The 12886-nt window shown below is 48.0% G+C and carries 11 protein-coding genes; 4 read left to right on the top strand and 7 right to left on the bottom strand.

Annotation, left to right across the window (positions count from 1 at the left end):
• Positions 1 to 8: 8 nt before the first annotated feature.
• The 3 genes from J7439_RS03775 to J7439_RS03765 form a co-directional block, all read right to left on the bottom strand.
• Positions 9 to 839, bottom strand: coding sequence for an ABC transporter permease (locus J7439_RS03775; RefSeq protein WP_209200499.1), 831 nt, complete (start codon positions 837 to 839; stop codon positions 9 to 11).
• Entirely contained in the window at positions 839 to 1786 is a 948-nt protein-coding gene (locus J7439_RS03770; protein ID WP_209200498.1) for an ABC transporter ATP-binding protein, read from the bottom strand. The genes J7439_RS03775 and J7439_RS03770 overlap by 1 nt, the downstream gene beginning before the upstream one ends.
• Before the next feature lie 129 nt (positions 1787 to 1915).
• A complete protein-coding gene (locus tag J7439_RS03765) occupies positions 1916 to 2827 on the bottom strand; it encodes a TIGR01777 family oxidoreductase (protein WP_209200497.1) in 912 nt (303 codons plus the stop codon).
• A gap of 592 nt (positions 2828 to 3419) precedes the next feature.
• On the opposite strand from J7439_RS03765, the gene ptsG reads away from it, so the two are divergent.
• From ptsG to J7439_RS03750, 3 genes are all read left to right on the top strand, one after another.
• Complete coding sequence (ptsG, locus tag J7439_RS03760; RefSeq protein ID WP_209200496.1) at positions 3420 to 4853, top strand: PTS glucose transporter subunit IIBC; 1434 nt, start codon at positions 3420 to 3422, stop codon at positions 4851 to 4853.
• A gap of 103 nt (positions 4854 to 4956) precedes the next feature.
• On the top strand, positions 4957 to 5610 hold the full coding sequence (locus tag J7439_RS03755; protein WP_209200495.1) for a hypothetical protein: 654 nt from the start codon (positions 4957 to 4959) through the stop codon (positions 5608 to 5610).
• 351 nt (positions 5611 to 5961) lie between these two features.
• A complete protein-coding gene (locus J7439_RS03750) occupies positions 5962 to 6702 on the top strand; it encodes a hypothetical protein (protein ID WP_209200494.1) in 741 nt (246 codons plus the stop codon).
• A gap of 121 nt (positions 6703 to 6823) precedes the next feature.
• Here J7439_RS03750 and crr read toward each other — a convergent pair whose 3' ends face one another.
• From crr to gap, 4 genes are all read right to left on the bottom strand, one after another.
• Positions 6824 to 7330, bottom strand: coding sequence for a PTS glucose transporter subunit IIA (gene crr / locus J7439_RS03745; protein WP_209200493.1), 507 nt, complete (start codon positions 7328 to 7330; stop codon positions 6824 to 6826).
• A 187-nt stretch (positions 7331 to 7517) separates the two neighbouring features.
• Positions 7518 to 8498 (bottom strand): 6-phosphofructokinase, encoded by a 981-nt coding sequence (gene pfkA / locus J7439_RS03740; RefSeq protein ID WP_209200492.1) that lies wholly within the window; start codon positions 8496 to 8498, stop codon positions 7518 to 7520.
• A gap of 69 nt (positions 8499 to 8567) precedes the next feature.
• Entirely contained in the window at positions 8568 to 10001 is a 1434-nt protein-coding gene (pyk, locus tag J7439_RS03735; protein ID WP_209200491.1) for a pyruvate kinase, read from the bottom strand.
• A 356-nt stretch (positions 10002 to 10357) separates the two neighbouring features.
• The gene (gap, locus tag J7439_RS03730) at positions 10358 to 11368 is read right to left on the bottom strand and encodes a type I glyceraldehyde-3-phosphate dehydrogenase (protein ID WP_209200596.1); all 1011 of its coding nucleotides are present in this window, start codon (positions 11366 to 11368) and stop codon (positions 10358 to 10360) included.
• A gap of 1183 nt (positions 11369 to 12551) precedes the next feature.
• Between gap and J7439_RS03725 the strand changes: the two genes are divergently transcribed.
• On the top strand, positions 12552 to 12845 hold the full coding sequence (locus J7439_RS03725) for a hypothetical protein (protein ID WP_209200490.1): 294 nt from the start codon (positions 12552 to 12554) through the stop codon (positions 12843 to 12845).
• The last annotated feature ends 41 nt before the right edge of the window (positions 12846 to 12886 follow it).

Genomic DNA, 12886 nt, shown 5'->3' with positions numbered 1-12886 from the left:
AACAACCATCAACTTCTCAGGCCTCGACCGGTTTTCAGCAGGTGCAAGCTGTAGGCACCCAGTAACAATATCGCCAGCAACATTACCGCAAAAGCAAAGCGAGTATCAACACCACCTGCCTCCCCCAGCAGTCCATAGCGAAAGGTATTCACCTGATAGAGAATCGGATTCAGCATAGAGACTTTCTGCCAGAATTCGGGCAGGATTTCGATGGAGTAAAAGACACCACCAAGGTAGGTCATGGGCGTCAATACAAAGGTCGGAATAATGGATACATCGTCAAACTTTCTGGCAAAAATGCCATTGATAAACCCTCCCAGGGCAAACAGGGTGGCGGTCATGACCACGGCCAGTAAAGTAGCAAACACATCGTAGATATCCAGCTCAACAAAGAACATGCCCAGCCCCATGACGATAGCCCCGGTAATCACACCCCGGGCCACCCCTCCCAGCACATAGCCCGCCAGAATGATCCAGTTGGGCACGGGAGATATCAGCACCTCTTCAATACTCCGTTGAAATTTATTGCTGAAGAAACTCGAGGCTACGTTACTGAAGCTGTTGGTAATCACCGACATCATGATCAACCCGGGCAATACGTAAGTCATATAACTGAAGCCGCTCATGGTACCAATGCGAGAACCAATCACCGCCCCAAAAATAACAAAATAGAGCACCATGGAAATCGCCGGCGGTAACAGAGTTTGCGGCCAGATTCGCATAAAGCGCCGCACTTCCTTGGCAAAGATGGTGACAAAGGCAACCCAGTGATAATGAAATTCACTGTGTTGCGGCCTTTCTGGCAGGCCTCGGCTTCCCCCATGTTCCAAGCCTGACATCACGCTTCGCCTCCCGTTGCACTTTCACCTTTCAAGGCACCGTTGGTCATATTGACAAAAAGCTCTTCCAGTCGGTTGTTTTTATTTCTCATGCTGGCGACTTCTATTTTAAGTTCACTCAGCTGCCGGAACAGATCGTTCACGCCCGTATTCTTATCCACTTCAACTTCCAGCGAGTTGTTGTCAATTTTGTTCACCTTATAGCCTGAAAACACCGGTATCTGTTCAATAGGCTGGCGCAAATCCAGGACAAAACTTTCCTTCTGCAACAGGCTGAGCAGCCGTTTCATGCTGGTGTTTTCCACGATTTCCCCCTGATCGATGATGGCAATATTACGACAGAGTTGCTCTGCCTCTTCCAGATAGTGGGTGGTCAGAATAATCGTGGTGCCCTGGTCGTTGATCTCTTTGATAAACTCCCACAGACTTCTACGAAGCTCTATATCCACGCCTGCGGTGGGCTCATCAAGAATCAGCAACTCAGGTTCATGGATCAACGCCCTGGCAATCATCAAGCGTCGCTTCATACCGCCCGACAGCATTCGGGACTGGGTAAACCGTTTATCCCACAAGCCGAGTTTTTTCAGGTAGTGCTCAATACGGGGTCTGGCCTGCCTTGCAGAAAGACCATAATAGCCAGCCTGACTGACCAGAATGTCTTCAACTTTTTCAAACTGATTAAAGTTAAATTCCTGGGGCACTACCCCCAGGGAACGCTTGGCCCGAACCAGATCACGCTCAATATCATGGCCGAAGACAGAGACACTCCCGGCAGACTTTCGGACCATTGATGAAATCACGCCGATGGTGGTTGATTTGCCGGCACCATTGGGACCCAGCAAGGCAAAAAAATCGCCTTTCGCGACCTCCAGATCAACCCCTTTCAGAGCAACAAAACCGTCGTCGTATACTTTTTTTAAATTCTTGATGGCCAATGCCTGAGTCATGGTTCTCAGCCTTGAGATATCTATAATCAGTTATGAAATCTTATAATAAAAAAATCTTTGAGACCGTTAATTTATTTACACAGTCTGCAATGATCAGGATAAGAAACGCCCCCGGCCAGTGAGGAGCGTTTATCGCAAGTAAGCGAGCAGTGATGCCAAAGCCTTTCTGGCATTGGGGTAAGCGAAGGTAAAGCCTGCTTCCTGAAGTCGCCTGGGCGTCACCGCCTGCCCTTCCGTTAGCAACTGCGCAGACTCTCCAAGCATCAACGCAAGAACACTTTCAGGTGTGGTAAAGATCGCCGGTCGACGAACCGCACGCCCAAGCTCTTTGGCAAATGCCTTGTTGGTCAGAATCTCCGGGGAAACGGCATTGAAGACCCCTTTTGTTTCCGGATGGTTTACCAGATAGAGCAATGCATTGAGCATATCATCCATATGTATCCAGGACATGATCTGTCGGCCATTGCCAATTGGCCCCCCCAACCCCAGACGGAAAACAGGTAACATCTTCTGCAACGCTCCGCCACTGGGATGCAACACCACACCGATTCTGACGATACAGGTGCGAACCCCCAACGTCTCAACGCGCCTGGCCACCTGTTCCCAGCGATCACAAAGGGTTGCCGCGAAGTTACTGCCCACTTCCGCAGACTCATCCAGCTCCTCACCAGGACGGGAGAAACCATAATACCCGATCGCAGAAGCACTGATGAAACAGCCCGGTTTAGTTTCCATTCGCTCAATCAGGTCCACCAGCTCTGACGTTACCCCAATTCGGCTATCCAGCAGGGTCTTTTTGCGAGCCTGGCTCCATCTTTTATCGAGAATGCCCTCCCCGGCGAGATTAATCACCGCATCAAAATACGAGGCTGGATTAACAGCGGATAGCGAGGAAACAGGCTTTACCCGGGTAGAGAGTTGCAGACGAACTTCTTTAGCCGGTTGACGACTCAACACGACCACCTGATGCCCTTCATTAAGCAGACGATGAACCAGTCGGCGCCCAATAAACCCGGTACCACCGGTAATCAGATATTGCATGAATCCATCAGCTCCATTGCTCAGCCCCAATTGTGCCCTGACTTATTGCCAGCAGAGGCAGGGAAACTACATTTGATTAATAATACTCACATCCGTTAATAATCGTAACATTTTCTGGAAAGATAAAAAAAAGCCCAAGTCCCCTCAAACCTGAGCTTTATTGACTGCCACCCTGATGCTCCCGCTTCTATTCTAATTTCCATGCTGTGGTTTTGACTGCCCAGACCCGGAGCAGGGCATTTCTTGTTGTTTGACCTGCTCTCGTTGATCCAGTGCACACTTCGAATTGTACGTAAAAGCCGCACACGACCACTTGATCCAGATCAAATTATTTCGACATATACCTATCGGAATATTATTAACTCCACCTACTAACCAACAGAATCTGACAAGCTCCTCAGTAAAGCATCCAGTTGGTCTATTCTTATGGACTATTGTTTTTCTCCTCCAACACACTAACCGAGACTGACTCAATCTGATCGCAGCAGGGTATCTGTACTCCGTCGCCATTCATAACGGGCAGGAGTTGCAGTTGACCGGTTACTATTCAAGAGGCGGTCTGACCGGTTAATCCCTTTCCGGAGCCACCCTCATGATCAAAAGTACTTTCGGTACGCTGCAAAAAATTGGTAAAGCATTAATGCTGCCAGTTGCCGTACTGCCTGTAGCCGGGATTCTTCTGGGCGTGGGCAGTGCAGGGTTTTCGTTCATACCGGACCTTATTTCCAGCATTATGGCCCAGGCTGGCGGTGCCGTCTTCAGCAATCTGCCGCTGATTTTTGCCATTGGTACCGCCATAGGACTGGCGGAAAACGACGGTGTTTCTTCAGTGGCAGCTGTCGTTGGCTTTGTCATTATGCTCGGCACCATGGGTATCATGGCCAATCAACTGGGCTTTGAACCCTCATCGGTGATGGGCATCAGTACCATTGATACCGGCGTCTTTGGCGGCATCATTGTCGGGATACTGGCTTCAGTGATGTTTAACCGGTACTACAAAATTCAGTTACCGGAGTATCTTGGTTTCTTTGCCGGTAAACGGTTTGTCCCCATTGCCACCGGCATCAGTGCCATTTTGCTCGGTATTCTGCTGAGTTTTATCTGGCCTCCTATCCAATCCATGATCAATAACTTTTCCCATTGGTCAGTGAATGAAAACCCGGAGATGGCAGGGTTTGTTTACGGCTTTGTCGAAAGGCTACTTATCCCTTTTGGCCTGCACCATATCTGGAACGTGCCTTTCCATATGGAAATGGGTGAATTTATTGATGAGTCCGGTACAGTATTTAATGGCGATATTGCCCGCTTCTTTGCCGGAGACCCAACCGCCGGTTTTCTGGCCGGCGGCTACCTGTTCAAAATGTTTGGTTTGCCGGCAGCAGCCATTGCCATGTGGCATTGTGCAAAACCGGAAAACAGGGCAAAAGCTGGCGGTATCATGATCTCTGCAGCGCTTACCTCGGTACTGACGGGCATCACAGAGCCCATTGAATTTTCTTTCCTGTTTGTTGCCCCGCTGCTCTATGGTATGCACGCGTTGCTGGCTGGCATGGCTTTCGCCATCACCAACTATCTGGACATCAAGATGGCCATGTCTTTTTCTAATGGCCTGATCGACTACGTACTCTATTTCGGCATTGCCACCAAACCTGTCTGGATCATTATGCTCGGGGCACTCTATGCCGTACTTTACTATGTTATTTTCCGGGTACTGATTCTGGCACTTAACTTGAAAACGCCCGGGCGCGAAGATGAAAGTGAGAGCGAAGTCAATGCCGGGTCATCCAGCGAGCTGGCCGTTAATCTGATTAATGCGTTTGGTGGTAAAGGCAATATTAAAAATCTGGACGCCTGCATTACCCGCCTCAGAGTTACCGTTAACAATACAGAGAATGTCGATGTTGACCGTATCAAACAGCTGGGCGCAACCGCAGTGGTGGTGGTTGGCCATAATATGCAGGCAATCTTCGGGCCCAGGTCTGACAATATCCGTACCGAAATGCAGGAGGCCATGAAAACCCTGTGATAAGGGAGTCACGCCAGAAGCATTCCAGGGCTTCTGGCGGTGCTTATGAATGACAGGAATCAGCCGATAGAAAAATTTTCATAATTATTGCGGAGATAAGAGCATGCATGGAGTAAGAGGCACTCAGCAGACCGTCAATCTGGCACAAGCAAACGACAGAACTGCACAGAATATCCAAACTGACAAAGGTTTTTTTAGCCAGCTCAAAGTCACCGTCGTTGAAAGTGTAAGAAATATTCTCTCTGCAAATTACTCATCAATCCCCGACAACACCAAGCTTGCATCACGAAATATCGCCGTGCTCACCACTGCCATGCAACCCCGGGTTAATGAGAGGGATAACGACGGAGCCAAAGGCATCAGCCCGGATTTTGAGCAGGCTTTGAAAGAGGCAAGTAATAATCCAAAATCCCTGAATTTTTTTTCTCGAATCAACCAGGAATTGGAGAAAATACAACAGTTGCAAGAAGAACTTTCAGAACTTTATATCACTAACCACGCGCTTCTGAAGAAGCCCGGGGGAATGAATACCGCGCGATTCAAGGAAGTCAATAAAAAGATCACTGAATGTCAAAATATCATGACTGGTGCCAAACAAAAGTGCACCCGTGCCCAGGAAAATTTCAATAAAACGGTGGACCCTCAACTGAAAATTGATATTGACGCGTTACAGGTGCCAGAGGAAAAACGCTCGCCCGAATCTGCTAAAGACTTAGCCAAGTTTGAAAAAATGAAAACTGATCTACTTAAGCGCTAGCCAACACGGGATTTGAAACATCCTTTATGGGAACATTCATTCCCGTCAAAGATACCTTCTGGCTTGCACTCATTCATTAGCCATACAGGCCGACAAATAGACTATATTTCACTATCTTCTTAATTGTGCTGGGGAGACACTGCGATGCATGGAGTCGGCGGCGGCCATCAACCTGTCAACCTGACACCGATAACCAACGACGTTAAAGCTCCGGAAACCAATAAATCAGAAGGAGACTTTCGCGGGTTTAAGGTCACAACACCAAAAACATTCAAGTCATTCCTGTCATCCCTGTCATCCCTTTTTTCGTCAAAACCCAAACAAACCAGTATTCGGGCCAGACACGCCCAGTTGTACAAGCCAGCACAGCAACACGGCCCAACCATCAGTGACCAACAAGCAACAGAAAAGAGTGTTGAGCAGCCAGCAAAACAGGCCAATCCAGCGGCCATCAAAAGGAGATTTGACAAGCTTTGCTCCAATCTGGAACGGATGCAAACTTTTAAAAATGATTTACAAAACCTGGAGCGTGGTACTGACGAGTTCAGAATGTGTAGTCTTGGACTTCAGCGGGCTAAAGCAAAGTTTAATGCGGCAGTTGACAGCTTCAATAACTCCGTCAGTGCTGATAAACAAATTGACGCTTCAGACCTTGAGATGACAATGGCGAATAAACATTCACCAGAATTTGCTGAAGACGCCGCAAAATATAAACAAATGAACATCCCTGCCTTTGTAGAGAATACAGAGAATGTTGAGCAACCAATAGATCTGGCCCTCAAAAATCCAGACACTGAGAAAAAATTTACCAACCTTTGCGATACCCTGAAACAGATGCAAGATTGTAAAAATGAGTTACAGGACCTGGGTCATAGAAGTAATGCTCACATAGAGTCTGAATCTGACATTAATGTGGCTAAAGCAAACTTTAAACAGGCAGTAGAAAGCTTCAACAGTGTCGTTGGTGATGATCTGAAAGTTGACGCTTTCGACCTTGAGATGGCAATGGCTAATAAGGACGCGCCAGAATTTGCCGAAAACATAGCCAGGTTTCAACAAATGAAAATCCCTTCATTTATGCCAAAAAACTGATATGCCAAAAAACTGACTTTGTCGTGTTTCTGCACGACACTTTTCCTGCCTGAACAGTTTTTGCATAAGCGAACTTTCGTCAATGGCCAAACCAGCCTGGCTGGCCATCATTGAAAGCGACTCACTTCATATATACAGTCAACAGCGTATCAGCCCCAGCCTGCACATGCCCGCGGGATTTCTCAAGATGACTGACATCGTCCATATTGGAGATCACAATGGGCGTTACCACACTTCTCGCCTTGTCCTTCAGCAAACCAAGATCCACTTCAACCACAGGATCACCCGCTTTAATCCGCTGCCCTTCTGTCGCAATCCGTTTAAAGCCCTCCCCTTTCAGCTCCACGGTGTCAATGCCAAAATGGACAAACAGCTCAACACCCGAGGGGGTTTCCATACTGAAAGCATGGTTGGTTTCAAAAATCTTGCCAATCACACCATCACAGGGCGCGACCATAATATGCCCGGTTGGATCAATGGCCAGACCATCTCCCACCACCTTGTCGGCAAACACCGGATCCGGAACGTCCTCTATGGGAACAATCTTGCCCGTCAAAGGTGCCTTCAGGACTGTTCCCTCATTCGAGCCAAAGCCCAGACTTTTTTTGAGAGAGTCAAAGATAGCCATAACTGTTACCTGCGGCTGTTACAACAATCTTCTGTGAAGCTTGCCCATGGCATGAGACCGCTTCACAGATGCGGGACCGGACTAACCGGCTGGGAGGAAAGCAAAAAGCCTCTTGTTCAGAGGCTTTTCCGACTTAAAGAACTTTAGTCATCTGCTGATCAGCATTCAACCATTGGGCTCCAGAGAATCAAACCGAAACGATTTCAGCCACTTTCATCAGGTGATTGTCAATCTGGTTGTGCTTACTGATTGCTCTTTCCAGCGGGGTTTTCACCACCTGCTGGTCACGGACGCCGACCATAATACCACTGTCGCCATTGCGCAGCGCTTCTACAGCAGCAACACCAAGGCGGCTGGCCAGAACACGGTCAAAGCAGCTAGGCTTGCCACCACGCTGGATATGCCCCAGCACGGTAACCTTCACTTCATATTCAGGAAAGTTTTCTTCCACAGCACGGGACAGTTCAAAAACACCACCACTGCGATCACCTTCAGCAACCACAATAATACTGGAGGTTTTGCCCGCACGGCCGCTCTTCTGCAAAGATTCCATGAACAGTTCAACCGTCTTTTCCTGCTCAGGAATCAGGATATCCTCTGCACCGGAAGCAATACCCGTGTTCAGAGCAATAAAGCCGGCATCACGGCCCATCACTTCAATGAAGAACAGGCGGTTATGAGAAGTTGCGGTATCACGAATCTTATCGATGGCTTCAACAACGGTATTCAGGGCTGTGTCATAACCAATGGTGAAGTCAGTCCCGTAAATGTCATTATCGATGGTACCGGGAACCCCAATACAAGGCAGACCATGCTCTTCTTCCAGCAGCATGGCACCGGTGAATGAACCATCACCACCGATCACCACCAGACCATCCAGCTCCGCAGCCCGGGCATTTTCGTAGGCCTTTACACGGCCTTCTTTGGTGCGAAACTCCTGACAGCGGGCAGATTTCAGGAAGGTCCCCCCCTGATTAATGATATTGGCAACCGTCCGGGCATCCGCCACGTCCATACGGTTTTCAATCAACCCTTTGTAGCCTTCCTGAATTACTACGGGAACAATACCGTAGTAAATACAGGCACGAACAGCGGCACGGATGGCCGCATTCATACCGGGAGCGTCGCCCCCGGAAGTCAAAACTCCGACTCTCTTTAATTCGGTCATGCCAGGCTCTTCTCCTTCCAAGTGCCTAACTGCTGGTAAAGCAATTAGAAATAAACAGGTTCTGTTGACTCAGCTTACGCTGATAATCTGCATGGTGTTGGTACCACCTTCGATTTCCTGACTTTCGCCTTTGGTCAGAATAATCTTGTCACCTACTTCCAGAAGACCACGCTCTTTAAGGACATTAATTGCACGTCCATTGACTTCCGGGCCGTACTCAGTACCACTGTCAAACGCCACCGCTTCCACGCCACGATACAGGGCAACCCGGCGCTCGGTAGTCTGGTAACGCGTCAGGGCAAAAATAGGAAGGCGGGTATTGATTCTGGACATCCACAAGGGTGTGGCACCACTTTTCGTCAGACAGACGATGGCCTTAACGTCACTCTGATGGTTAGCCGCAAACAGGGTTGCCTGAGCGATGGCCTCATCAATATTGGTAAACTGACCAATGCGGCGCTCTGTCATGTACTCAACGGACTGTTTTTCAGCACCGAGACAAATGCGACTCATGGCCTTGACCACTTCATCCGGGCGCTTACCGGTGGCGGTTTCGCCGGACAACATCACGGCATCAGTGCCATCCAGTACCGCATTGGCGACGTCAAACACTTCTGCCCGGGTTGGTTGCGTGTTGTGAATCATGGACTCCATCATCTGAGTGGCGGTAATGACCGGCTTATTCAAACGACGGGCTTCATTAATCAAGTGCTTCTGGGCACCAATCAGCTCAGGATCACCAATTTCGACCCCCAGGTCACCACGGGCAACCATCACGGCATCGGATGCAGAAATAACTTCAGCCAGTAGATCATGGTCGTTCACCACCTCAGCCCGCTCGATCTTGGACAGTATAGCGGCGGTTCCGCCAGCTTCGCGAAGTAAACGACGGGCTTCTTCAACATCACTGGCGTGACGAACAAAAGATACGGCCAGATAGTCCACTTCCAGCTCAGCCGCCAGAAGGATGTCCTGCTTATCTTTTTCCGTTAATGCCGCCGCAGAAAGACCACCACCCTGAAGGTTAATGCCCTTGTTGTTGGACAGCTCGCCACCATTGATCGCTTTGGTTTTAATGCACGGACCATCAATCGCCATGACTTTCAGGCTGATCCGTCCGTCATCAAGCAGCAGTATGTCACCAACCTTGCAGTCGTTTGGCAGATCTTTATAACCGAGCCCCACCTGGGTTTCATCGCCATCATCAATGGGAAGGCTGGCATCCAGGTGAAAGGTTGCGCCATCCGGAAGGTGAATCTTGCCATTCTGGAAACGGCCAATGCGAATCTTTGGCCCCTGCAGATCACCCAGGATAGCAACCGGACGGTTCAGCCTTTCAGCAATTTCACGAATGGTTTTGGCACGGGCTTTGTGATCTTCCGGATCACCGTGGGAGAAGTTGAGGCGAACAACGTTGACGCCAGCTTCAATCAGCTTTTGCAGTTGTTCTTCAGATTCTGTTGCAGGCCCCAGGGTTGCCACAATTTTTGTGCGTCTGAGCATAATAATCCTCTCGCTTGTGAACCCGCCGCTGTCGTGGGAGCCTTCAGCCTCCACCGGAGTCATTACAGCAAGCGACAGGCCTTAAGTAGTTAACCAAATGAAATTTGGCCAACTACTTAATGGATTAATGATGTGCACGGCAGCCGTTCACAACCTGTACACCTCTGCTCTGCAGGACGAATGTATTGAACGGAGTGCAAACAAAAGAAGAAAGTGCCGTTAGAGTATAGGAGCCATCTTGCCCCGTAGCACTGTCTTCTCTTTGTTTACCAACAGCCTGAAACTACTTATCTCATTTATCGTAACCAGCACAGGCCCGTTAAACGAGCCTGTGTTGAGTTCACTGTGTGAATGCCTTACGCGTTCATCAATGCCTTGGCCGTATCCAGCATACGGTTGGAGAAGCCCCACTCGTTGTCGTACCAGGACATAACCTTAACCAGGTTGCCCAGAACACGAGTCTGAGTAGCATCGAAGTTGGAAGAGAACGGACTGTGATTGAAGTCCATGGAAACCAGCTCTTCGTTGTTCACAGACAGAACAGTTGCCATGGCCGGGTTGGACTTGGCAGCAATAGCAATGATTTCGTTCACTTCTTCAACTGTGGTTTCACGTGCAGCAACGAAGCTCAGGTCAACCAGAGAAACGTTGATGGTCGGTACGCGAACCGCCATGCCGTCGAACTTGCCTTTCAGTTCAGGAACAACTTCACCAACAGCAGCAGCAGCACCGGTAGCTGTTGGAATCATATTCATGGCAGCGGCACGGGCACGGTACAGGTCAGAGTGGTATACATCGCTCAGACGCTGGTCGTTAGTGTAAGCGTGGATAGTGGTCATCAGACCCTTATCAATGCCCAGAGCGTCGTTCAGAGGCTTGGCGATAGGAGCCAGACAGTTAGTGGTGCAGGATGCGTTAGAAATAACGGTCATATCTGCAGTCAGAGTGTCGTGGTTCACACCGTAAACGATGGTAGCGTCAACGTTTGAGCCAGGCGCAGAAATGATAACTTTCTTGGCACCAGCATCCAGGTGTGGCTTGCAGGAATCTTTGGAACGGAAAACACCAGTACATTCAAAGACAACGTCAACACCCAGCTCGCCCCATGGCAGCTTTGATGGGTCACGCTCAGAGAAAGTCTTGATTTCGTCACCGTTTACGAACAGAGCACCTTCGCCTTCTTCAACCTGTGCGTTGAAACGGCCATGAACGGTGTCGTACTTAGTCAGGTGAGTATTGATTTTGGTGTCACCCAGATCATTAATGGCAACAATCTGGTATTCATCGCGACGGCCAGCTTCGTAAAGTGCGCGCAGTACGTTGCGACCGATACGGCCGTAGCCATTAATAGCAATCTTGATCATGATGTCTCCAATACCGTTAATCAAAGCGGAATTACCGCCCTGCCTCTAGTAAAAAGGATTTCGACAGCGAATGCAGCACAGTAAATACACCTATCGAAAAACCCGAACACTTAACTACAGGGTTTAACGGCAGATCACAGCTTTTACATAGCTACAGCAACACTAAAAACAAACGACAACACTGGTTAGCTGCCGCATTTCGAAACCCACTCCACAGGACTTGTATCCCTGAAGCACATAAACTTACGGACAAGGGTTGACTTCTTGGTGGTACGGAGTTACAAATATGCAAAAGAAAACAACACATAACACATAATTTCACACCGCTTCCCATCCGGGATCAACCGATTGTCGAAGCCACTGGTTAGCTTCATAGGTCACCAGTGTGATATAGAGTTTGATCGAAAAACCGGAATTCAGCAAAGCCGTTACAGTTTTGATTGATTCCGAATCCTTATATGTACTCCCAACGAACCACACTACTACGCTGTCTTAACCAGTCAGCAAGATCCGTTTTCATCATACATTCAGATCAGCACCTTTACCTATAGGGATAATGCGGACTGTAATCCCGCTAGTCAAGCCCATTACAGACCCACTCACCGCTACACCAACGCAAGATCTTATTTATCGACATTATCAAATATGAACATGAATCAGTGACCACAGAGTTCTAATCACAAGACTCTGACGAACTATTCAATAATAGAAAAACGACAGAAATCACCTACGTATCTGAAGAGATAAGCTTAAAATATCCCAAAGCTGCCGTAACTCAGGGTTGAAAACAAAAAAATCCAAATTTAAGCAATATGATCCATTAACAAGCACACCAACAGAGACAAATGTTCCATCCCATCAAAAAACAACAACCAAAAAAACATATTTACAAGACAGAAAGCAGAAAATCAGTAAATCTATGACCCTTTCACCACCAAAAAAATGTAATTTTTTTGTAATCAGTCATTTTTAAACGTCAGGCAATCTGACTGGTTATGAGTAGATTCATCAAATACTTCATTTTTTATAAATAAAAAATATAACCACAGAAACAGACACAAAAAAATTAAACACTTAATAACATCACAAAACACAACAAATCAATTTTTCTGCTGATACCCAGACCCTCAACATCAAGTAAACTGGTAATATCATTCTTCTTACCGTTTATTAATATTGGTCTTTTATGAAACAGCTATTTATTGCCGGGATGCTGATTTTTTCTTCCACGATAACCGCCGAAGTGCTGAATTGTGAGCAAAAGCAATCGGTTTGTGAAGCCAAATGCAAGGCATCGAGCCTTATCAATGAGCAGGACAGCAGCACTTGCAAAGCTCAATGCCTGGGAGAGCGAACAGCCTGTGAACTGGAACAAGGCAAGGAGTCAGCGGGAAAACTTGCCACACAGGCAAAAGATGCAGGCCAGTCTCTGATGGACAAAATGAAAGCCTTCTGGGATGGACTAACCCACAGCCAATAACAACTGCACCATAAAAAAATGCCTCTAACCAAGCTCTGATT

The organism is Salinisphaera sp. G21_0, assembly GCF_017744115.1.
In the GTDB taxonomy this organism is placed as follows: Bacteria; Pseudomonadota; Gammaproteobacteria; order Pseudomonadales; family Endozoicomonadaceae; genus Endozoicomonas.
This window is presented reverse-complemented; position numbering and strand designations above follow the sequence as displayed.